The sequence below is a fragment of the Cohnella endophytica genome, from assembly GCF_003628305.1.
Lineage (GTDB): Bacteria > Bacillota > Bacilli > Paenibacillales > Paenibacillaceae > Cohnella > Cohnella endophytica.
On sequence record NZ_RBZM01000011.1, the window covers coordinates 16,977 to 39,402 of the forward strand.

At 52.4% G+C, this 22,426-nt stretch carries 18 protein-coding genes and 1 riboswitch; of the genes, 7 read left to right on the forward strand and 11 right to left on the reverse strand.

Going from position 1 to position 22,426, the window contains the following annotated elements; translation table 11 throughout:
• Positions 1-97: 97 nt before the first annotated feature.
• The 3 genes from D7Z26_RS23115 to D7Z26_RS23125 all read right to left on the reverse strand — a co-directional run bounded on the left by D7Z26_RS23115 (position 98) and on the right by D7Z26_RS23125 (position 3,570).
• Entirely contained in the window at positions 98-2,023 is a 1,926-nt protein-coding gene (locus D7Z26_RS23115) for a stalk domain-containing protein (protein ID WP_120979401.1), read from the reverse strand.
• 40 nt (positions 2,024-2,063) lie between these two features.
• The gene (locus tag D7Z26_RS23120; protein ID WP_233567152.1) at positions 2,064-3,191 is read right to left on the reverse strand and encodes a S1C family serine protease; all 1,128 of its coding nucleotides are present in this window, start codon (positions 3,189-3,191) and stop codon (positions 2,064-2,066) included.
• A gap of 160 nt (positions 3,192-3,351) precedes the next feature.
• The gene (locus D7Z26_RS23125) at positions 3,352-3,570 is read right to left on the reverse strand and encodes a hypothetical protein (RefSeq protein WP_325050470.1); all 219 of its coding nucleotides are present in this window, start codon (positions 3,568-3,570) and stop codon (positions 3,352-3,354) included.
• Between the two features lie 287 nt (positions 3,571-3,857).
• Here D7Z26_RS23125 and D7Z26_RS23130 point away from each other — a divergent pair, with 287 nt between their 5' ends.
• The 3 genes from D7Z26_RS23130 (at position 3,858) to D7Z26_RS23135 (ending at position 6,426) form a co-directional block, all read left to right on the forward strand.
• Complete coding sequence (locus tag D7Z26_RS23130) at positions 3,858-5,477, forward strand: nitrite/sulfite reductase (RefSeq protein ID WP_120979402.1); 1,620 nt, start codon at positions 3,858-3,860, stop codon at positions 5,475-5,477.
• Positions 5,478-5,606: 129 nt separating this feature from the next.
• Positions 5,607-5,762, forward strand: a complete 156-nt coding sequence (locus D7Z26_RS27350) for a hypothetical protein (RefSeq protein ID WP_158602413.1) — start codon at positions 5,607-5,609, stop codon at positions 5,760-5,762.
• Between the two features lie 79 nt (positions 5,763-5,841).
• Positions 5,842-6,426 (forward strand): hypothetical protein, encoded by a 585-nt coding sequence (locus D7Z26_RS23135; protein ID WP_120979403.1) that lies wholly within the window; start codon positions 5,842-5,844, stop codon positions 6,424-6,426.
• A gap of 60 nt (positions 6,427-6,486) precedes the next feature.
• Here the strand turns inward: D7Z26_RS23135 and uvrA are convergent, their stop codons facing one another.
• The 3 genes from uvrA to uvrB all read right to left on the reverse strand — a co-directional run bounded on the left by uvrA (position 6,487) and on the right by uvrB (position 13,616).
• The gene (uvrA, locus tag D7Z26_RS23140; RefSeq protein ID WP_120979404.1) at positions 6,487-9,345 is read right to left on the reverse strand and encodes an excinuclease ABC subunit UvrA; all 2,859 of its coding nucleotides are present in this window, start codon (positions 9,343-9,345) and stop codon (positions 6,487-6,489) included.
• A gap of 131 nt (positions 9,346-9,476) precedes the next feature.
• Entirely contained in the window at positions 9,477-10,460 is a 984-nt protein-coding gene (locus D7Z26_RS23145) for a diaminopimelate dehydrogenase (RefSeq protein ID WP_120979405.1), read from the reverse strand.
• Positions 10,461-11,615: 1,155 nt separating this feature from the next.
• A complete protein-coding gene (gene uvrB, locus D7Z26_RS23150) occupies positions 11,616-13,616 on the reverse strand; it encodes an excinuclease ABC subunit UvrB (protein ID WP_120979406.1) in 2,001 nt (666 codons plus the stop codon).
• A gap of 248 nt (positions 13,617-13,864) precedes the next feature.
• On the opposite strand from uvrB, the gene D7Z26_RS23155 reads away from it, so the two are divergent.
• From D7Z26_RS23155 to D7Z26_RS23170, 4 genes are all read left to right on the forward strand, one after another.
• Positions 13,865-14,893 (forward strand): SPFH domain-containing protein, encoded by a 1,029-nt coding sequence (locus D7Z26_RS23155; protein WP_120979407.1) that lies wholly within the window; start codon positions 13,865-13,867, stop codon positions 14,891-14,893.
• Positions 14,894-14,910: 17 nt separating this feature from the next.
• The gene (locus D7Z26_RS23160) at positions 14,911-16,026 is read left to right on the forward strand and encodes a hypothetical protein (RefSeq protein ID WP_120979408.1); all 1,116 of its coding nucleotides are present in this window, start codon (positions 14,911-14,913) and stop codon (positions 16,024-16,026) included.
• A gap of 198 nt (positions 16,027-16,224) precedes the next feature.
• Positions 16,225-16,491, forward strand: a complete 267-nt coding sequence (locus D7Z26_RS23165; RefSeq protein ID WP_120979409.1) for an autorepressor SdpR family transcription factor — start codon at positions 16,225-16,227, stop codon at positions 16,489-16,491.
• A 5-nt stretch (positions 16,492-16,496) separates the two neighbouring features.
• Entirely contained in the window at positions 16,497-17,180 is a 684-nt protein-coding gene (locus D7Z26_RS23170; protein ID WP_120979410.1) for an SdpI family protein, read from the forward strand.
• 12 nt (positions 17,181-17,192) lie between these two features.
• Here the strand turns inward: D7Z26_RS23170 and D7Z26_RS23175 are convergent, their stop codons facing one another.
• From D7Z26_RS23175 to D7Z26_RS23195, 5 genes are all read right to left on the reverse strand, one after another.
• On the reverse strand, positions 17,193-17,510 hold the full coding sequence (locus D7Z26_RS23175) for a DMT family transporter (RefSeq protein WP_120979411.1): 318 nt from the start codon (positions 17,508-17,510) through the stop codon (positions 17,193-17,195).
• Entirely contained in the window at positions 17,510-17,854 is a 345-nt protein-coding gene (locus tag D7Z26_RS23180; protein ID WP_120979412.1) for a DMT family transporter, read from the reverse strand. The genes D7Z26_RS23175 and D7Z26_RS23180 overlap by 1 nt, the downstream gene beginning before the upstream one ends.
• Before the next feature lie 99 nt (positions 17,855-17,953).
• A riboswitch (guanidine-I (ykkC/yxkD leader) is annotated at positions 17,954-18,067 on the reverse strand.
• Positions 18,068-18,108: 41 nt separating this feature from the next.
• Positions 18,109-19,533: a PDZ domain-containing protein gene (locus tag D7Z26_RS23185; protein ID WP_147423889.1), complete on the reverse strand. Its 1,425-nt coding sequence runs from the start codon at positions 19,531-19,533 to the stop codon at positions 18,109-18,111.
• A gap of 103 nt (positions 19,534-19,636) precedes the next feature.
• A complete protein-coding gene (locus D7Z26_RS23190; RefSeq protein ID WP_120979414.1) occupies positions 19,637-21,112 on the reverse strand; it encodes a S41 family peptidase in 1,476 nt (491 codons plus the stop codon).
• Positions 21,113-21,239: 127 nt separating this feature from the next.
• Positions 21,240-22,409 carry a murein hydrolase activator EnvC family protein gene (locus D7Z26_RS23195; protein WP_120979415.1) on the reverse strand — a complete coding sequence of 390 codons (1,170 nt, stop codon included), beginning with the start codon at positions 22,407-22,409 and terminating at the stop codon, positions 21,240-21,242.
• Between the last annotated feature and the right edge of the window lie 17 nt (positions 22,410-22,426).

Genomic DNA, 22,426 nt, shown 5'->3' on the forward strand with positions numbered 1-22,426 from the left:
GTATACCAAAATCCGAGGAACTGGGCCAAGAAAAGCGAAAAGCCGCCCTCCGGAGGAAGATTACTCCAGGGGGCGGCTTTGTGTTTGACGCTGTTTATTAGTTCGTAAACTTAAAGGAATTGATTGCCGCATCTAACTGAGCGCGATTAAAGTCGGTCGCGTTCGCATCGTTACTCATTGCTTGCAAGAAGTAAACTTTCCCTTTATTCGCGAACAAGTAGACCGTAATATGTCCCAATTTGGATGCGAGTTTACCACTGGATAGTTCATATTTGATTGCGGACACTCCCGCGTAAGTTATGTTTGTTTTCGAGTCGATTTTAAGCAAGCCGCTTTGCGTATACAAGTTCTCGAGAGCTTCCGGATAACCTTCCAAGCTATCTGCGGCTTCCACGTTCAAAGAAAGCTTAACCCCGAATCCCTCGAAAAGAAGTTCCCCCGAATCCATGTTGATGTTCGATTTGGTCCAATACTTCGGCAATGTAAGGCTGAAGTTATCTTGAACACTTGTCTTGGTTACCACAGTCCGATAATCTAATGAGTCGATAGGATCCGGGATATCTCCGAAAGTTTTTTCGATTTTAGAAAAATCGATCGTCATTCCCTTCAAGATCTGATCCAGAACCGCACTTCCTGCGGCTTTGTCTTCTCCTTTGAACGAATAATTCACGTAGTACTTGTAGTTCCCTTTTATCGCGTACACTTCGTATTCGCTCGTCCAAGTTTTCGAATCATCCGTATAAGAATCTTCCACTAATGTCGCAGGAATCCCGTTCCAAGTAATTTCGGTCGTCTTGAGTCCTTTCATGGCGGAATCTACGATCGTATCTTTATAATACTGGAATTTGCGCTTTAACCACTCTTGCGTCGTATCTCCCGCTTTTATCGAGTTGATCGCGACATGAATTCTCGAACCGTCTTTCCCGTAAAAGTTAGGAGAACTATCGTTCGAATCCAAGTTCCAACCTTGCGGCAATTGTACTTTTAGGCCGTACGTGCTACTTTCGAATGCGATTTTTCCGTCAATGATGCGTGTCAAATCCTTGATCGCTTTATTCGAAGTGTTGAAAGACGGCTTAAAACTGTCTAACAAAGCATCGTTCGCGGTCAATTCCGCACTCGATTTGGCCTTCTTGCCGTAAGTGATCGTATACAAGTATCCATTCGCTTGAATACTACGGTATTCATAATAGAAAGTAGAAGCTTTGGTCACGACGCGTTCGAAAGTGCCTCCGGGACGAACAATCGTTTTTACATCCACGACTGTCTCCCCATCATCCAGATAATCCATCAGGTTCTCGCGGATGTCGGAAGAACTCAATACCTCGGAGGGCTTTTCAACCGATATAGCTAAATAATAATCGCCCTTTACGTCGCTGAAGGAAAGCCAGCTTCCGTCAGACCATTGTTTGTCTTGAATAAGCCCCGTCGGATAATTCATCGTCCATTTATAATAGCTGTCGCCCATTAACGATTTGCCCATATCCGTATCGATTCCAGAGCCCGCGTTGCCAGAGCTTGCCGAAGCGGGGGTAATTCCGGATAACACGATTTCTTTCGTATTGGCGTCCGTCGATTGTGCCGCCCCGAAAGTTTTCGCGACGATCGCGAGCGGAACCATCATTGTGCCGTTCTTGCTCACCGGAGCAGCCGGCAATTCCGCTTTCTTGCCGTCGATCATCGCCGACTTGTTGCCTACGGTTAAGGTTACGATATGCTTCAGGTAAGTCAGCTTGATGATTTTATTATTAGTAAGCTGAAGTTTCGCCCCGAAGCCTTTCGTATTCGTGAATACGCTAAGAGGTACCATTGCATTGCCCGCGGATAAATACGGAGCTTGAATTTTGATGGCTTCGCCGTTGATTTTCATCTGGGCACTTCCGACTTTCACGCGAATTTCGACTTTACTTCCGCTAGTCGTCGCAGCCGCTGCGGGCAGTGCGCACAACAGAAAAACAATCGCAGTCAATACTACGGCTATAGCGCTTTTCCCCGTTACTTTAATTCCTTCAAATGAAAACATGAATCCTTGCTCCCCTCATATGGTCTTGCTTGAATGATGATTAGTGCGCTTGGCTTTCTGTCAATACGAGTTGCTTCGTAACCAAGTCGCCATTGGATAACAACGTGACGTTGACCGTCTGTCCCGGCAAATAAGCCTTCAAAAGCTCATTTAACTCCACGTGGGTCGCCACTTGCTTACCGTTAACCGAATACAGCTGATCGCCAACCTTTATCCCCGCCTTGGCCGCATTGCCCGGAGAAACCGCGATCACCGTCATTGGTTCTTCCGTAGGGAGACCGACGACAGCCGACCAGCTTTCCTCGAGCTCCACGCCCAACGCAGGACGCTTGACCATTCCGTATTTATAGAAATGATTCAATACGTATTGAACCGTGTCGGCCGGAATCGCGAAGCCCATACTGTCGATATCGACGTCGACGAACTTCATCGAGTTGATGCCCACGACTTCGCCTTTCAGGTTCACCAACGGTCCGCCGCTATTCCCCGGATTGATTGCCGCATCCGTTTGCAACAAATTGTAATCCGAAGAGATAGAACGATTCATCCCGCTGATTACGCCAACCGTAGCCGTATTACGCAACGAGAACGACACCGGCGTACCGATCGCGATGACCGTTTCCCCCACTTGCACTTTTAACGGGGATGGCGCGAGCGTCGCTACTTTTAATCCCGTCGCGTTGATTTTGACAAGCGCGAGATCGCTCGTCACGTCGATCTGCTTGCGGGTACCGGAGAACTCCTTGCCATCCGCGGTAACGACGACGATCCGGTCCATATCTTTCACCACGTGAGCGTTCGTTACGATCCACCCGTCGCTTTTTACGATAACTCCCGTACCATGAGCCAAGGCGAAGCGATTGCCCGAGTTTACGTCCGTCGGTTTACCGATAATGGCCACAACCGAAGGCGAAACCTTCTTAATGACATCGGGAATGACGGAATCCGGAGAGTACGTATACTTCTTAGTGGAGGCATTGTAAGAACCGGTTCCCCCGATTTGCGAGACGAGAGACGAAGCCTTTACGTACACCTCGCCATTAATTACCTTAGCGTCAACCGCTACGGTCCCTCCCGTGGCTGCGGCAGCCCCTGCCGTCCCGGCTATTGCCATAAACGCGGCAATTAAGACGGCAAGCCATACATTTCGACGATTCTTTCTAGTCAACAAGTCCCTCTCCCTGCATCTCTATTAAACAGGTTAACTCTATCATAACTAGTGCTTTATGGAAATGATAATGTAAGGATAATTTTACCTTATAAAATCAAAAAACGAGCCCCGGAGTCTAAACTCCGAAGCTCGTTCGCATCGTTGCGTATTCGTTGGATTACCAGACCCAACCGCTAACCATCTTGTAGTCGGCAGCCAGGAACACGAGAAGCGCTACAGTCGAGAAACCGATGGCAAGCACGTTCTTGCGCGGTCTCTGCAGTAGCAGACGGAACAATCCGGCGGCGATCAAGATCGTGAAAACAAGCATAAAAATATCGAAGTGTGAGTATGTACTCTCCACAGCCTCCGTTGCTGTTTCGGCTAGAAACATCATAAAGGGGACCTCCTTTATTTGACCTAATGAACCCATCTTTAACTATGTTAGCTTCTGGACGCTTGCCTTGCAAGTCCGAAGTTGACGCCGTAACAACTTTGTCACACTTTTCCTGCTAATTTCACCCCATATATTATAAGAAAAGATTGTGTTGACCATCAGAATTTTTTATAAACCGCAATTCAACCCGCGCATTGTCGCTCTATGCTTATTATGGTACGATTTAACCACTATTCAAACCAAAGGTATCGGAATTGGCAGAATTCCGACATAAAGGAGTCGCACAGATGGCTTATGAAGCGGTATGGATGGATCGTGACCCGTCCAAGTTGAATAAATTCGAATTTTACAAAATGGAAAAAGACGGCCTCGATATTATCCGCGATATCGTGGAGAAGTATTCTAAAGAAGGCTTCGCCTCGATTCCCCAGGAGGACTTCAACCTGTTCAAATGGGCGGGCGTTTACCAACAGAAACCGAATAACGGCCATTTCATGATGCGTATCCGCATACCGGGCGGCGTTCTGACTTCGGCTCAGGCACGGGTGCTTGCCCAGCTCGGACGAGACTATGGACGCAATCTCATCGACGTAACCACTCGCCAAGCGATTCAATACCACTGGCTCGAAATCGAGCATATGCCGGACATTTTCAATCGTCTTGAAGCCGTCGGCATGTCTGCTTTCGAAGCCTGCGGCGACTGCCCTCGCACGATCGTCGGCAATCCGCTCGCGGGTGTCGACCCGAACGAGCTGTTCGACACGACGCCGTGGGTCGATCAATTCGAACGCTTCTTCCTTGGCAACCGCGATTTCTCCAACCTGCCTCGGAAATATAAAATATCCATTTCTACGAACATTTATAACAGCGCGAACGCGGAAATTCAATGTTTGTCGTTCACGCCCGCTTCCAAAACGATCGACGGACAAGAAGTGCTCGGCTTCCACGTCCTTGTCGGCGGCGGACTGTCCGCGAAGCCGCACTTGGCTCGCCAACTCGACATGTTCGTTCGTCCCGAAGAAGCGCTTAAAGTCGCCATCGGCGTTACGACGCTGTTCCGCGATCACGGTTACCGGGAGAAACGTCACTATGCCCGCCTGAAATACCTCGTAGCGGAATGGGGCGTCGAGAAATTCCAAGAGGAACTGATCAAACTGATCGGCGACATGCCTTCCCTTGGAGACGATCGCACGATCGGTTGGAACGCGGCCTACTTCGACGGGGTGCACCCTCAGAACGTTGCGGGGCTCAACTATGTCGGATTAAACGTTCCGGTAGGACGAACGAACAGCGACGAATTTGAACTTCTAGCCGATTACGCGGATAAATACGGCGATGGTACCATTCGAACGACAGTATCGCAGAACGTTATCCTGACTGGAGTCGCGGACGAGAAAGTCGAAGCGCTCCTGAACGAACCTTTGCTACAGCGTCTGACTCCGAATCCGAACCGCTTCATGAGCCGCACGGTATCCTGCACGGGTAACGAGTTCTGCAACCTGGCGATCGTAGAAACGAAAGAATATGCCCGTCGAATCGCTCTTTACTTGGACGAGCATGTTCAACTGGACGAACCCGTACGCATTCATTTCATCGGTTGTCCGAATGGTTGCGGACAAAAACACGTCGCGGACATCGGACTGCAAGGTTCGCTCGTCAAAACGCCGGAAGGCATGGTCGACGCTTACGACATCGCTGTCGGCGGGACGCTAGGCCCGGGCGCGAAATACAATACGGCGCTCAAAGGCCGAGTGAAGAGCGATCTGGTAGGCAACGTGCTTGTCCAACTGATCAATTACTACAAGGATTCCCGCGAATCCGGTGAAACCTTCCATCAATTCGTCCAACGCGTCGGCATTGAATCGATGCAGAACAAATTGACGGAAATCTTGGCCGTCGCCTCTTAATCAATAAGCTTACGATCCCCCGGAGCTCGGTGCCCGGGGGATTTATTATTAGGAGCACTTAAGTGCACGCGTGATTTGGATCGAAATTTCTCATACTAATGGGCAGAAACTTTAAGAGGAGGAATTCGCATGCACGAGGAAATGTATTCGCTCGCCCTTCTGAAGCCCGAAGAAATCGAAGAGATCAGAGAAATGGAGCAAAGAATGACCGAACGGGTCGGTTACCCGATTAGCTTGATTGCTTATCATGGAGAAGCGGATATCGCCAGCGGTCGCCCGGATTAAAGTAGTTGAATTCGGAAAAGAATGGAAAATCAGTTTTAGTCCATACTAAAGGGGAATCCATCAATCGGGAGGAACCTACATGATCCATAGAAAACTGCTTAGGATTGCAACGTCGGCCTTAATCGCTTTGGCCATTCCAAGCATGGCCGCTGCGGCTGTACATCCGGGCGGCGAGCATGGCCAGCACCGCGTACACGACGAGCATAACTACCCTGGAGAAAAAAACCGTTCCGAGTCGGCGGATTGGAGCACTTATCCGGCGGACATTCAGGCGATCAAAGCCCAACTGGATAAGATCAAATCCGATCAGAAGATTTTGTTCGAGACCATGAGAACGAACGGCGAGCAAATTCGGGAAGCACGCAAGACGCTCACGACCGCGCAAAAGCAATCGCTCAAGAAATCCGCGCAGACGATTATTAAGCAGATGAAGTCTTCGCGCGAAGAAATCCACACGCTTCGCGACCAGAAGAAACAGGCGTGGGATCGGTTCCAATCCTTCGCCGATAGCAAGCAATGGAATTCCGCCAAGAGCGAGCTGCAGACGATTCTAAAACAGAAACAACAAATTTACGAGAAGCAACAGAGCGTCGTGAAGTTGCAAACGCAGCTGCTTAAGCTGATTAGCCCTTCCCACGAATCGCATATCCACTCCGTGGAATAACGAAGAAGACGAATTGTCCCTCGCGGGACGATTCGTCTTCTTTTTCTTTATATTATTTCGTTACACATTCGCCAATGCCGCTTCAGTCCGGGCGCGATCCCGTTCCAATACCGGCCCTAAATACTTGCCGGTATAAGAGCCTTTTACTTTGGCCACTTCTTCGGGGGTTCCCGTTGCGACGATCGTGCCGCCTCCGTTGCCGCCCTCCGGACCTAGATCGACCAAGTAGTCCGCCGTTTTGATGACGTCGAGATTATGCTCGATGACGAGCACGCTCTCCCCGGAATCTACGAGTCGGTGAAGGACTTGAAGCAGACGGTCAATGTCGTCCACGTGAAGTCCGGTCGTCGGCTCGTCGAGAATATACAGCATCTTGCCGGTGCTGCGACGATAAAGCTCGGCCGCCAGCTTCACGCGCTGAGCTTCTCCTCCGGACAGCGTGGTCGCCGGCTGGCCGAGATCCATATAGCCTAAGCCGACATCCATAAGCGTCTGCATCTTCCGGTGGATCTTCGGAATGTTAACGAAGAACTCCGTCGCGTCTTCGATCGTCATCGCCAGAACCTCCGCGATGCTCTTGCCTTTATATTTCACTTCGAGCGTCTCGCGATTGTAGCGCTTGCCTTTGCAAATCTCGCACGGCACATAGACGTCGGGCAAGAAATGCATCTCGATCTTGATGATTCCGTCGCCTTTGCACGCTTCGCAACGTCCGCCCTTGATATTAAAGCTGAAGCGGCCTTTCTTGTAGCCGCGAACCTTCGATTCGTTCGTCATCGCGAACACGTCGCGAATGTCGTCGAACACGCCGGTGTACGTCGCCGGATTAGAGCGCGGCGTACGGCCGATCGGAGATTGGTCGATGTCGATAACCTTCTCCAGATGCTCTAAGCCAAGGAATTCCTTGTACGTGCCCGGACGCGTCTTCGCTCTGTTCAAATCGCGTGCCAGCGTCTTATAGAGGATTTCGTTCACGAGCGTCGATTTCCCCGATCCGGACACGCCCGTAACCGCCGTGAACACGCCAAGCGGGAACTTAGCATTCAGGTTTCTCAGGTTGTTCTCCTTCGCTCCCTTGATCTCCAGCCAATTGCCGCTCGGCTTACGCCGTTCCCGCGGAACGGGGATGAACTTCCGACCGCTGAGATAGGCTCCGGTCAACGAATTCTCGTTGGCCATCACCTGCTCCGGCGTGCCTTCCGCGATTACGGTTCCTCCGTGGATGCCCGCTCCCGGTCCAATATCGATGATCCAATCGGCCGCCATCATCGTATCTTCGTCATGTTCGACGACGATGAGCGTATTGCCGAGATCGCGCATATGGTTCAGCGTCTGGATGAGCCTGTCGTTATCCCTCTGATGAAGACCGATACTCGGTTCGTCCAGGATATAGAGCACGCCCATCAAGCTGGAGCCGATCTGAGTCGCTAACCGGATCCGTTGCGCTTCTCCGCCGGACAACGTTCCCGCCGCCCGCGACAAGGATAAATAATCCAAGCCCACGTTCACGAGGAAACCCAGACGATTGTTGATTTCCTTCAGAATGAGGTTCGCGATCGCCAGCTCTTTCTCGTTCAGCTCCAATCCCGAGAAGAAGCGTTGCGCGTCGCCGATGGAAAGAGAAGTAACGTAAGCGATGTTCTCCTTGCCGACCGTAACGGCCAGCGATTCCTTCTTAAGGCGTTGGCCTTTGCACTTGCCGCAAGGCTTAGCGCTCATATAGGCTTCGATGAATTCGCGAATGCCCTCGGATCCGGTTTCCCGGTAACGGCGCTCCAAATTGTGAACGACGCCTTCGAACGGAACTTGGGCGTCGCGCGTATGCCCGAATTCGTTCTCGTAACGGAACCGAATCTTCTCCCCGCCCGTTCCGTACAAGATGACTTCCAATTGCTTGTCGTTCAGCTCCGCGACCGGTACGTCCGTAGGAATTCCGTAGTGCTCGCACACCGCGTTGAGAAACTGCGGATAATAGTTCGAAGTGCTGCCCGCCCAAGCTTCGAACGCGCCTTCCTCGATGCTGCGGGCGCGATCCGGTATTAATAGATCGGGATCGATGACCATCTTCACGCCAAGGCCGTCGCATTCGGGACAAGCTCCGTAAGGAGAGTTGAACGAGAACATGCGGGGCGCCAACTCATCCATCGAGAAGCCGCATTCCGGGCATGCGAGGTTCGAGTTGAACATGAGCACTTCCTTGTCGATGATGTCCACGAGAACTTGACCCCCGGACAGCTTCAGCGCGGTTTCCAGGGAATCCGCAAGGCGCGAAGCCACGTCGTCCTTCACCACGATGCGGTCCACGACGACCTCGATGGAATGCTTCTTGTTCTTCTCTAGCTCGATCTTCTCGGCCAGATCGCGGATTTCCCCATTCACGCGGACGCGAACGAAACCTTGCTTCTGCACGTCGGTCAGCAGCTTGGAGTGCTCTCCTTTGCGACCGGATACGATAGGAGCTAGAATCTGTAGGCGAGTACGTTCCGGGTACTCCATAATGCGGTCAACCATCTGCTCGACCGTCTGCGACGTAATCTCTATGCCATGATCCGGACAATGCGGTTTGCCCACACGCGCGAACATCAACCTCAGGTAGTCATAGATCTCAGTGACCGTACCGACGGTTGACCGCGGGTTACGGCTTGTTGTCTTCTGGTCGATAGAGATCGCTGGCGACAAGCCCTCTATCGAGTCTACGTCCGGTTTGTCCATCTGCCCGAGGAATTGACGGGCATAAGCTGACAACGACTCGACGTATCGACGCTGCCCTTCGGCATAGATCGTATCGAATGCCAAAGACGATTTTCCCGAACCGGACAAGCCAGTCAGAACGACGAACTTGTCGCGCGGAATCGTAACGTCGATATTTTTCAAATTATGGGCTCTTGCGCCCTTGATGATAATCTTCTCGTTAGCCAAAACGAAAAAGCCCCTTTCGCGACTTCGCGGGGGCTGCTTGATTTCATGCCTGCCGCAGTCGCACACAATAGGAATGTGTGTTCCCGTTCATTATACAGAACTGCGGCAGCTCATGCAAACCATTTGTTATTTTATAGAAGTTCTTTGCGAAGCTGCTCCGGGGATTTCGGCGAAAGTAATCCGTAAGGAACGTCGAACACCGTTTTCGCTCCGGACTGTCCCGCTTGCGCCATGCGGTATGCCGCCCTTGCGTAAGCAACGAGAACGCTAGCCGTAAACTCGGGATTGCTATCCAGCTTCAAGCTGAATTCGACCAATTGGGTATTGCCGTTGTTCTCGCCGGTTTGACCGCTTCTCAGTACGTTTCCGCCATGCGGCATTTTGGAATGCTCCGCTTTCAGAACATCTTCGGACACGAAATGAACGACGGTCTCGTAATCCGCGAAATAGTTCGGCATGTTCTTGATTTCGTTCGCGACCGCTTCCGCATCTGCGCCGTCTTCGAGTACGACAAAGCATTCCCGCAAATGCTTTTCTTTCGTCGTCAACACGGGGTTGCTTCCGCTACGCACGCGGTTTACGGCTTCTTCGCGCGGAATCGTGTACTGAATTCCGTTGCTAACGCCTTCCACCCGGCGAATGGCATCGGAATGGCCTTGGCTAACGCCTTTGCCCCAGAACGTATATTCTTTACCGTCAGGCAGCACTGCTTCCGCGATCAAACGGTTAAGGGAGAACAAACCCGGATCCCAACCGGTCGAAATGACGCTTACGTTTCCGTTCGTGCTGGCCGCGTCGTCGACTTTGTTGAAGTATTCCGGGATCAGCGCATGCGTATCGAAGCTATCGACCGTATGGAAATGCTTCGCCAACGACGGCCCTTGCTCCGGCAAATCCTTAGCGGAACCGCCGCAAAGAATCAAGACGTCTATCTTGCCTTTATATTGCTCGATATTGTCGATCGATACCATCGGCGTGCCCGCATTCAGGGAATCGGGATTGCGGCGGGTAAATATCGCTTCCAACTTCATATCCGGATTCTGGCGAATCGCCGATTCAACGCCTCGTCCAAGATTACCGTAACCTACGATGCCGATTGAAATAGTTTTGCTCATTTTTTCCTCCTAGATACGCGCAATGGTCGCATCCATAGGTTGCAACCGTTTGTCGCTGTTTAGTCGCATGGCGAATCATGACACACAACAACACAATTCTACACTTATATTGCCGGATTTTCATTTTATTTTTTGTGAAAATATTATAAATTTCATGGCTAAAAGAGTAACAAATTCTAAGTAACCGTAGGCTGTTGAAAAAGTCTGCAATGAGGTCCCTGAGTGCACGCTTTTTCGGGCTAGCGCATCTTACGATGATAAACATCGTAAAGGAGGTGAACTAGGCGGAAAACACTTAATTCTCTCCTACTTGCGTTGAAAAACATCGTAACAGCTAACTTTCTCTTCGAAAATGCTCATCATGCGATGAAAAACATCGTAACGGAGTCTATTTAGACGGAATTCACCCAACTCCTCCCACTCTTGCGTTGAAAAACATCATAACAGCTAACTTTCTCTCGAAATTGCTCATCATACGATGAAAAACATCGTATCGGAGTCGATTTAGGCGGAATTTCACCCAACTCCACCCACTCTTGCGTTGAAAAACATCGTAACAACTAACTTTCTCTTCGAAATTGCTCATCATACGATGAAAAACATCGTAACGGCTGGCGATTTTGGCGAAAAATGCTCTTTTCTCACCTTCTTGCGATGAAAAACATCGTAACAGAGTCGATTTTGGCGAAAAATGCTCTATTCTCACCTTCTTGCGATGAAAAACATCGTAACGGGTGGCGATATCATTGAATGTGTGTAGTAGAGCAAGGGGTGAATTGGGAGGAAAGAGAGTGATTATTGGTTACTTGAGAAACAAAACATCAACAGCGACGGATTGGGAGGCACGTGAGCGATTTTTAGTTACCTACGAAACAATACCTCAACAGCCGCGGATAGGAGGAAAAATGAGCGATTATGAGTTTCTAGCGATACAAAACATCTTAACGGAGTGAAATCCCATCAGGTGGAGGTTCAAGTCTTCAGGGTTCTGCTGGGATCAATCGCAGAAGGGCCACATGGCAATCGCACCGTTGCTCGCCTTCATTCGGGTAAGCCCCATCCAGTAAACGCGCAAGAAAAAAAGGGCCTTGCAGGCACCGCCCCAAGGTCCTTCTCCTTCCTCTCCTACCTGCTCAGCGCGTATAGCCGACAACACTACAAGCTCGCCTTCAGCTCCATCAAAGCGTCGCGAAGCTCCGCGGCGCGCTCGAACTGCAAGCTCTTCGCAGCTTCTTTCATCTCGAATTCCAGGCGTTCGACCATGGAGGCCCGATCTTTCTTCGACAGCTTGCTCAAATCCTCGAAGCCGGATAAGTACGAGCTCTTCGACTCCGCGGCTTTCGTCGCTTCGATGAGATCCCGCACCTTCTTGATGATCGTCTGCGGCGTAATGCCGTTCTTCTCGTTGTATGCGAGCTGGATCGTACGACGGCGTTCCGTCTCTCCGATCGCCTTCTCCATCGAGTCGGTGATTTTGTCCCCGTACATGATGACTCTTCCGCCCGAGTTCCGCGCCGCACGTCCGATCGTCTGGATGAGCGAGCGCTCGGAACGAAGGAACCCTTCCTTGTCCGCATCCAGAATGGCGACGAGAGATACTTCCGGCAGATCGAGTCCTTCCCGCAAGAGGTTGATCCCGATCAGCACGTCGAACGTGCCGAGCCTCAGATCCCGCAAAATCGCCATCCGTTCCAGCGTCTTGATATCCGAATGGAGATAACGCACCTTGATGCCGACTTCTTTCATATAGTCGGTCAAATCCTCGGACATCTTCTTCGTCAAAGTCGTCACGAGCACGCGCTCGTCCTTGGCGATCCGATCGCGGATCTCGCCCAGCAAATCGTCGATCTGGCCCTTGGTCGGACGTACCTCGATGATCGGATCGATGAGGCCGGTCGGACGGATGATTTGCTCCACGACCGTCGGCGTATGTTCGAGTTCAAAGGGGCCGGGAGTTGCTGAGACGAACACGAGCTGCTTCGCTTTCTCCTCGAATTCTTCGAAGCGCAAAGGTCGGTTGTCCTTAGCGGACGGCAAACGGAAGCCATGATCGACGAGTACCGTCTTCCGAGCTTGGTCGCCGTTGTACATCGCGCGTACTTGAGGCAACGTAACGTGGGACTCGTCGATAACGATCAGATAATCGTCCGGGAAGAAGTCCATTAACGTATAAGGCGTCGCCCCGCGTTCCCGGAACGTCATCGGTCCGGAATAGTTCTCGATGCCCGAGCAGAACCCCATCTCGGCCATCATCTCCAAGTCGTAACGCGTGCGCTGCTCGAGTCTCTGCGCTTCCAGCAGCTTGCCGGCGTCCCTCAGCTCCACGAGACGCTCCTCCAGCTCGCGTTCGATGTTCACGAGAGCGCGCTTCATTTTCTCCTCGCCGGTGACGAAGTGAGACCCCGGGAAAATGATGACGTGTTCCCGCTGTCCCGTAATCTCGCCCGTCAGCACGTCGATCTCCGTAATCCGCTCGATCTCGTCTCCGAACATCTCGACGCGAATCGCCGAATCCCCCCGCGAGACGGGGAAAATCTCGATGACGTCCCCACGGACGCGGAACGTCCCCCGAACGAAATTCAGATCGTTGCGCTCGTATTGGATATCGATCAGCTTATGAAGAATCGCGTTACGCGACTTCTCCATGCCGACGCGCAAGCTCAGGCGCAAATCACGATATTCCTCCGGAGAACCGAGACCGTAGATGCACGAAACGCTCGCCACGATAATGACGTCCCGCCGCTCGAACAAGGAGGCCGTCGAGGAGTGGCGCATCTTATCGATCTCGTCGTTAATGCTTGAATCCTTCTCGATATACGTATCAGTCGACGGAATGTAGGCTTCCGGTTGAAAGTAGTCATAATAACTGACGAAGTATTCCACGGCGTTCTCCGGGAAAAACTCCTTGAATTCGCTGCACAGCTGCATCGCGAGCGTCTTATTGTGGGCGATGATCAGAGTCGGCTTGTTTACCTGCGCGATCGTCTGCGCGATCGTGAACGTCTTCCCCGTTCCGGTCGCTCCTAACAACGTCTGATATCTCTTTCCCTCGGAGATGCCCTCGACTAACTGGCTGATCGCCTTCGGCTGATCCCCGGATGGTTGAAATTCCGAAACGAGCTTAAACGGCTTACTTTCCGCTTCCAAAACCGACATTACCGATATCCCCCTCTCGTCTACCGAACAGGAATAGAATGTGTGTTCGCATGGCATTCATTATACCTTTTTCCGTACGCATCGTCAAAAGAAACAAGCCAATAAATCCCATATTATCAGCGTTCCCCCAATGGAAAAAAAACCGTCTCCGCCAAGCCGATCATCAAAGCAAATGCTCGACATTTTCTGGTATGATAAGGGAAATACAGATGCCGTTCATGAACGGCCGCCGACTAGGAGAGTGAAGCATGGGTTTATTCGATTTCATTAAAGGCCAGTTCATCGAAGTCATCGAATGGCTAGACGATAAAGGGCTTCTCGTATACCGTTTCCCCGCTTACGACAACGCGATCAAGATGGGCGCGAAGCTTATCGTACGCGAATCCCAAGCCGCGATCTTCGTGAACGAAGGACAGCTCGCCGACGTGTTCGGACCCGGCACGCATACGCTCAGCACGCAGAATCTGCCCGTCCTTACCGCGCTCAATTCATGGAAATACGCGTTTAACTCGCCGTTCAAGGCGGACGTATACTTCCTCAATATGACCAATTTCACCGATTTGAAGTGGGGAACTACGAATCCGGTTATTATGCGCGATCCGGAATTCGGCATTATTCGCATGCGCGGATACGGGAACTACTCGATCAAGATCAACGATCCCGCTCTATTCCTGCGCGAGATATTCGGCACGAAACAAGAATTCAACACTTCCTCCATTACCGGTTTCTTCAAATCGATCGTCGTATCCGGCATTAGCGACTTGATCGGCGAAGCGAAAATTCCGGTCGCGGACTTGTCCAGCTCCTATAACGAGCTTAGCCACCTGTCCGTTACCAAGCTGCAGCCGCAGTTTGCCGCCTTCGGCTTGGCTCTCACCAGCTTAACGATAGAGAACATTTCCTTGCCGGAGGAAGTCGAGAAAATGATCGACCGCAAGTCCTCGATGAATATCGCCGGCAATCTCGATCAATACATGAAATACCAGACCGCCGAAGCGATCCGCGAAGCCGCGAACAATCCCGACGGCGGCGTTGCCGGAACCGGAGCCGGATTGGGTGCGGGCATGGCGATGGGGCAAATGATGGGCCAGATGATGAATCAGATGTCCGCTCGTCCGGCTGACACTCAGCAACAGCCCTACGCCCAGCAAGCGCCCGCTCAAGCTGCTCCTTCGCAACCCTCCGCGCAGCCTGCCGGCAAAAAGTTCTGTTCCGAGTGCGGCAGCAAGCTGGCCGAGAACGCCAAATTCTGCTCCGAATGCGGAAGCAAAACATAACGGAGGCCAAGCGCGATATGAGTACCGAGACGACAGCGGCGGCCATCCGCTTCCCGTGCGCAAGCTGCGGGGGGCCGATGGTATTCGATACGGAAAGCCAGAATTTGAAATGCCAATACTGCGCCGCGGAAAAGACGATCGATAGCGTGGTCGGGGAAGCCAAGGAACACTCCTTCGACGATGAGGACGAGGACCTCGAAAGCTTGCATGATTGGGGAACGGAGCAGCAAGCCGTCCATTGCGAGGCTTGCGGAGGGGAAACGCTGATCCCGCCCGATCAGACGACGTCGCTATGCGTTTTTTGCGGGTCTCCTAAGGTTCTTCTGGAGGAAAACGTGCGCAGCATCCGTCCGGAATCGATTATCCCGTTCCAGGTGTCCCGCGACCAGGCGCTTAGCTCCTTCGCCTCCTGGAAGAAGAAACGATGGTTTCTCCCGAACGCGTTCAAAAAGCAGGACGTCCGTTCCGAGCTGAATAGCATTTATATTCCTTATTGGACTTACGATACCGAAACCTACTCCGTCTATACCGCAGAGGTCGGCGTTTATCATTACCGCACGGTTACCCGTACCCGGGTCGTCAACGGCAAGACGGAAACCTACACGACGACAGAGCGTTATACGGTTTGGCATTATACGAACGGAGATTACGACCGCTCGTTCGACGATATTCTTATTCCCGCATCCGGGCATTACGACGAGAAGCTGCTAGAGAAGCTTGGCGACTTCAATCTCGACGAACTGCACGCCTATAGACCGGAATACTTAAGCGGCTATATTTCCGAACGCTACTCGGTTACCCGCGAGGAAGGCTGGGAGGAAGCTCAAGACGTCGCGAACGGACAATTAAGAGATGAAATCAAGGATATTATCGGGGGCGACGAAATTCGTAACCTGAACATCCGAACCACCTTTGACGACATTACTTATAAGCATCTGCTGCTCCCGGTATGGAACGCTAGCTATACTTACAAATCCAAGCCCTTTTACTATATGGTCAACGGTCAGACGGGAACGGTATCCGGTCACGTCCCTCGCAGCGCCATCAAAATTACTTTTTTCACGTTGTTATGCCTGGGAGTCGCGGCTGCCGTCGTATTGTTCGTCATGAGCCAGCAGACGTCAACGACTTAACCTCTCGCTTCAAACCAATGAGTGCAAGAACGGACGCGAACCTGCCGCCCGTTCTTTTTTTCGCGGAAAACGGCTTGACGCTATTTAATATTTAGCTTATCATCTAAATATAAGATTTAGACAATTGGCTAAATATCAAATAGTGGGATTCGCGCTCAAGCATTCACATACGTCAGCCATCCCCGAGGAGGAAGCCTCATGAACGACGCCTTCAAGGCGCTCTCCGATCCGACCCGCCGCAAGATCCTCCAGCTTCTGAAAGAGAAGGACCTTAGCGCCGGGGACATCGCCGATCAATTCGACATCTCCAAGCCGAGTATTTCCCATCACCTGAACATTCTAAAGCAAGCCCGTCTCGTGCAAGATGAACGCCAAGGGCAGAACATCATCTATTCCATTAATCTGACCGTCATGCAAGAAGCCATGGGCTGGTTTCTCGGAATGATCGGTACCAAAGGAGACTAACCGCTATGACGACGAATTCGAACACGCCTGCCAAAACCTCTTGGCTCAATCATTCTTGGATCCTCATTGCCATTAACGTTCTGATTTTCATCGTAATGTTCCTAGTTTTTAACGATAAGCTTCCCGACAACGTGGCTTCCCATTACAACGTCCACGGGGAAGTAGACAGGACGATGGCGAAGTGGAGCTTCTGGCTTCTGTATGCCGGACTCGGCATCGCCCTGCCCGTGCTCATCTCCTTATCTCGTTACATCGATCCGCGCCAAAGCAATTACGCCCGGTTTGAAGGCTACTTCTACTTGATACGGTGGGTAATCAGCTTGTTCCTTCAAGCTGTCTTCCTGTTCATCATCCTAGATAACGCGGGATATGACCTCCCGATGCCCAAGTTGATCGTTGGAGGCCTCGGAGTATTATGGATGCTGGTCGGCAACCGAATGGGGCAGGTGCGCAGCAACTTCTTCATCGGGATCAGAACGCCCTGGGCGCTTATGGACGACGACAATTGGAGACACACGCACCGCCTGGGAGCCAAATTGTGGGTTGCGTCCGGCTTGCTCATGTTCGTTACGGCTTGGTTCGGATCCATGCCTTGGCGAATCGGAGTAACGATCGCCGGCGCGGCGGCCAGTTCGCTTATACCGACCGCATATTCCTACCTACTCTTCAAAAACAAAAGAAACGCCTAAGCGATGCTTTCCTTAGTGGCCGATTATTTTCAGTCCGATAACGGAACCTAAGACGAGACAGAGGAAAAAGATTCGGAGAACCTGGCGGGACTCCCCATAGAACAACATCCCGACAAGAGTCCCGCCCACGGTTCCGATCGCGGTCCAGATCGCGTAGGCAGTTCCCATCGAGATCGACTTCATCGCCACCGACAACAACAGGAAGCTGGCGACGAAGCCGCCTCCGAGCAACAGCATGCTCACCGCATCTTTTTTCAGATTATAACGATTCATTCCGATTACGCCGACTACTTCGAACAAACCCGCGCACACGAGCAACAACCAAGCCATTATTCCTCGACCTCCCGTTCGGAGCCGTGAGACGTCATTTTCAAACCCGCGATTCCGATAATCATGACGATAACCAACCCTATCTTGACTGCGTCCAGCGTCTCTCCGAAAAAAATGGTTTCCGCCAACACCGTTCCCGCGGCGCCGATTCCCGTAAATATCGCATACGCCGTCCCCACCGGCAGGATGCGAGTGACATAGATCAAGCCCATGAAGCTGAGCACGATGCCGACGGCCGTCAACACCCACTCCCCTACATTATCCGCATGCTTTAGTCCCGATACCCAACCGACCTCGCACAATCCCGCCAACAACAGCAATAACCAGAATCGATTACGATTCATGCCGCACCTCCGCTTCTCATTTTTCCCGATACGCAACAAAAAACCCGAGCGCATCGAGGGTCCGCGCAACGAAATACCGTCGCTTCGAACCGTCATCGATACTCCCGGGTTTTTATCCCGCCGTGTTCGTCTCCGCAATTCGCGAAAACGCGCTCCCTCTCGGACCGAACCGACGCGCTTGCGGCGCGACGTGGAACCCTAGGCAGCCAATTCCTGATGATGTCATTCCAAAATACTTCAGCGGGCGGGGATAGTCAACCCTTTTTTCTTGGAATCGCGGAACTTCCCCGCGGCGGCAGTCCCGCATTCTCATCCGGTTCCGCCGCGGCTTCAGCCGCGAGCATTGCGGCTTGCTCGGCAGCCGCCTGCTCCGCCTCGGCTCGTTTCGCTTCCCGCTTAGCCAGCATCGTAGGCGAATTATTCAGCCTTCGCGCGCCCGCAGCCCGAAGTCCTTGCCAGATGGACGCCGATCGGGGAGCCGCTACGAACTCTACGTCTTCGTCCGGCGCCAAGATCAACCCCAATTGATAATGTTCTCCTTCGTACCTGGCCCGTTGCACGAACCGAAGCTCGCCATTTCGATTAGCGACTTCCAGCTTACAGAACGCCGACTGCCGCTGAAGCGCGGCATGCAGCTGTTCTTTGTTCCGAACGACCGCTCCGTTCGCTTTGCGAATCACTTCTCCGGCTTCGAAACCCATCTCCACCGCCGGAGTGTTAGGTAACACCGCCAGCACTTTTACGCCCGTTCCATCCTGGGAATAGATCGGATCTCGACCCGCTTCCCGCGAGCGGCTGAACAACAGCACGCCTTCATGCAACGCGAACGCGGCAACGGCAGCAACGACGCCAAGCCAGTCCACGTACTCCGCTCCGGCAGCCAAAGCCGCCACTATGATTCCGTATAGGATCAATGAGTTGCCCGAGCTTTTCGCTTTCTCTTGCGGCCAGAATGCCGTCGTACGATCGCTGAATCCGATCAATACGGGGAAAGCCAGCAGACTCCAAAGGGAGACATCTCCGCCGAAGAGCGGAGTCCACGGAAGCGTAAAGCCTTCCCCTGAAGCCGGGATGAGCCATAGCAGGGGAATCGGCCATACGCCCGTTAGCGAGTATGCTCCCATAGGCTTGCCTCGTTTGCCTTGGAGGAATAGGGGAATCGCTAGCTTAGCCCCCTGCAGCCGAACGAGAATTCCTTCCGCTACATGCAGCAAGCCTGCCAAGAACAATAAGCTAGGAACATCGATCGCGGATAACGTCTTCAGCGTCTCCTCGAAAGCGCCGGAAGAACCTTTTATTCCCGTCCAATCGGAAAGAGCCTGCAGCAGGCCTAACGCTCCCGCCGCATAAGCCAGACACACGTAACGCAAACGGAACAAGGCCAATGCCGCCATCGCGACCCAGATGAACAATAACGTTTCCTTGGTCAACCCGACCCCCGCTCCGAAACCCATTCCCGCCAACGAGAGCAGGAATCCGACCCCGATACCCGCGGCGATCCTCGTTATCGTCAAATACAAGGTTCCATACAGCCGCACATGAAACAGCTTGCGCTGGAGGGCTGCGCCTTGTTTGGCATGCCAAATAACGAGCGCTATCGCAATATAAAAATAAGGTAACGAGAACAATCCGATCACGGCTTGTCCCGCTTCCCGCAAAATATCCAGCAGAGGATCCACTTGCCCCTCCCCTTTCATGAAAAAGGAAGCTGGCCTAAGGCCAACCTCCTAATGTATTCGACGAAAGCAAGAAAATTCCTTCCCTGCGGATATTGCTTATTATTTACTTGGAAGCATTGGCCAATTCCCGAGCCTTTGCCAACGCTGCCTGCAATTGCTTATCGTTGCCCGCAATCAGCAAGTTGGAATAAAGCGCCTCTTCTAAGCGTTGCGCCGTCTCCGCCGTGACTTCCCCGGTCGCCTCCAACGATTCGCGCTTCTGAAAAGCTTTAAGCGCCAGAGCCGTTCCTTGGCTGAAATATCCGTCGTTTCGGTCCGCGGGGAATCCGACGCCAGCTAAAATATTCTGAAGATTCATGACTGCTTCTCCCGTGGTGTCGTACTTCATAACGATATCCCTGGGAAGCCGGGAAGCTTGGAAGTAAGCCGGCTGCTCGACCGCAATATCCGGAGATATTCCTTTCTCGTGAATCCACGTCCCATCCGGCAGCAACCATTTATAAATAGTAAGCTTCATCAGGCTACGATCTCCAAGCTCATGAGGGTATGAGGCTTGCACCGTTCCTTTGCCGTATGTCTGCTCGCCGATGAGAATAGCGCCAGCCGATTGCTTGAGCGCACCCGCTAGAATTTCGGCCGCGCTCGCGCTGCCCTTGTTCATGAGCACGACGATAGGAACCCGGATACCGTTCTTGGCACCGTGAGTCGCCACGTCGACATTGCGTTTGCCGTCCCTGTATTCGGACTGGACGATCGGCTTGTCTTTCACCAGCAATTGATCCGCGATCTCGATGACCGATTGGAGCATGCCTCCCGGGTTATCCCGCACGTCGATGACGAGCGCCTTCAACCCTTTGGCCCACATGGCTCCAAGCTCGTCCGCGAATTGTCCCGAAGTGTCTTCCGTGAATTGGTTAATCGTAATTTGGCCGACTCCGTCGGTTCCGAAATCCGCACTCACCGTTTGGAGATCTATGCGATCGCGAACGAGTTCCAAGTCCAGAGGTTCGGCAAGACCCTCGCGTCGAACCTTCAGCTTGGCCTTCGTCCCCTTGGGACCCCGGATCTTGGCGACCGCATCGTTAAGCTGCAGCCCTTGCAGATTGTCGCCGTTCACAGAGAGCAGAATATCTTTAGGCTGAAGTCCAGCCCGTTCCGCCGGAGATCCGCGGATCGGCGCCTCCACGACGATAAAACCGTTAACGACGTTTAGAGTCGCTCCGATTCCCGTAAACGCGCCTTGCAACGAGTCGCTGAACTTCTCCGCTTCCTCTTCGGATTTGTATACCGAAAATGGATCGTTCAGCGATTCCACCATTCCCTGAACCGCGCCGTCGATCAGCTTGTTCCTATCCGCCGGCGCGATATAACGGTGTTCGATGAGTCCGACGGCTTTGTTGATCTTATCCAACTCCGCTTGATTAAGCCCATCCGCCATGTCGGATGATGCGACCCCGGGTCGCGAGTCTCGTGACTTCAACGCCCACCCGGAATATTCGAAAACGGCGTACGTCGCCATGCCGGCAACCAACGCCGTAACTATCATCATGGCAACAACGGTGCGACCTCGAAACCACACGTAAGCCCCACTCCTTGCCTCAGCGCTATTGTTAAACTATGACAACGGAAAAGCTATTATCCATATGGACGCCGAAACAGCCGACATCCGACCGGATCGTCGGAAAATCGGCTGTCCCTCGTGATCGTTATTTCAGATAAGGTTTGGGATCGACCGGTTCGGAATTTTTGCGCACTTCGAAATGCAAATGATTACCCGTCGATTGGCCGGTGGAGCCGACCAATCCGATTTTCTCCCCGCGTTTGACGGTTTCGCCCTTCTCGGCAATAATCTGGCTCATATGTCCGTACACCGTCCACAAACCGCCGCCGTGGTCGATGATGACGCAGTTGCCATAGCCGCTCCAGGATTGGGCGACGATGACGACGCCAGTCTCCGCCGCGTAGATCGGCGTCCCCTTGGGGGCGGCCATATCCATGCCCGCGTGAAGCTTTTTAGTATGCAAGATCGGATGGATCCGATAACCGAAATCCGAAGAAAGGCGCCATTCGGTCTTCAGAGGCATGCCCAGCTTGCCGCCCTTGTAATAATTTTTGATCCGATTTTTCTTGGCTTCGAGCGCGGAGGCTTGCTTCGCGAGCTCGGTCAGCTGTTTCTCCGATTCTTCGCTTATCTCTTCCATATCCTCGATCTGCTTGGCGATCTTCGAGACGAGGACTTCTTTATCTTTCTCGTCTTGCTTGAGCTCGGCCTGATGGGACTCCATATCTTTGTATAACGCCTGGACGTCGACAAGCTCTTGTTCGCGCTGAACCTTCATCGCGGCCACTTCGTCCGTATATTTCTGTTTCTCGTCGGCGATGTTGCGGTCTTGGGTCGTGATCGACTCGACCGCGTCGAACCGGCTCAAGAAATCGGAGAAGCTTTTCGCGCTTAATAAGACGTCTAGATAAGAAACCGGCCCGGCGGTATACGCCATCCGGACGCGTTCGTCCATCAGCTTGTTCCGGGTATCCCGTTGCTTAATGGCTTCTTGCAGCTCTTCTCCGGTCAGGATCAGCTTTTCTTCCGCCGCCGCGATTTTCGCTTGCGTGCTTTCCAGGTTCTTCTGCACTTTGGCGATGCGATCCAACAGAGTCTGGATATCTTCTTTGGTGGCTTCCTGTTTGCCCGTCAATTCTTTGACGCTTTTCTCGGCGACTTTCTGATTATGGGCCGCCTTAGCCATGTCGTCCTTGAGTTTCTTGATGTCCTGTTCGATTTTCTCGACTTCGGAGAGAGCTTGTCCGTCATAAGGCCGAATCAGCACGGCCATCGTTAGCAAAATCGCTAACAGCAGCAGGAATTTCCTGGTCACGTGAATCCTCCTTCGGA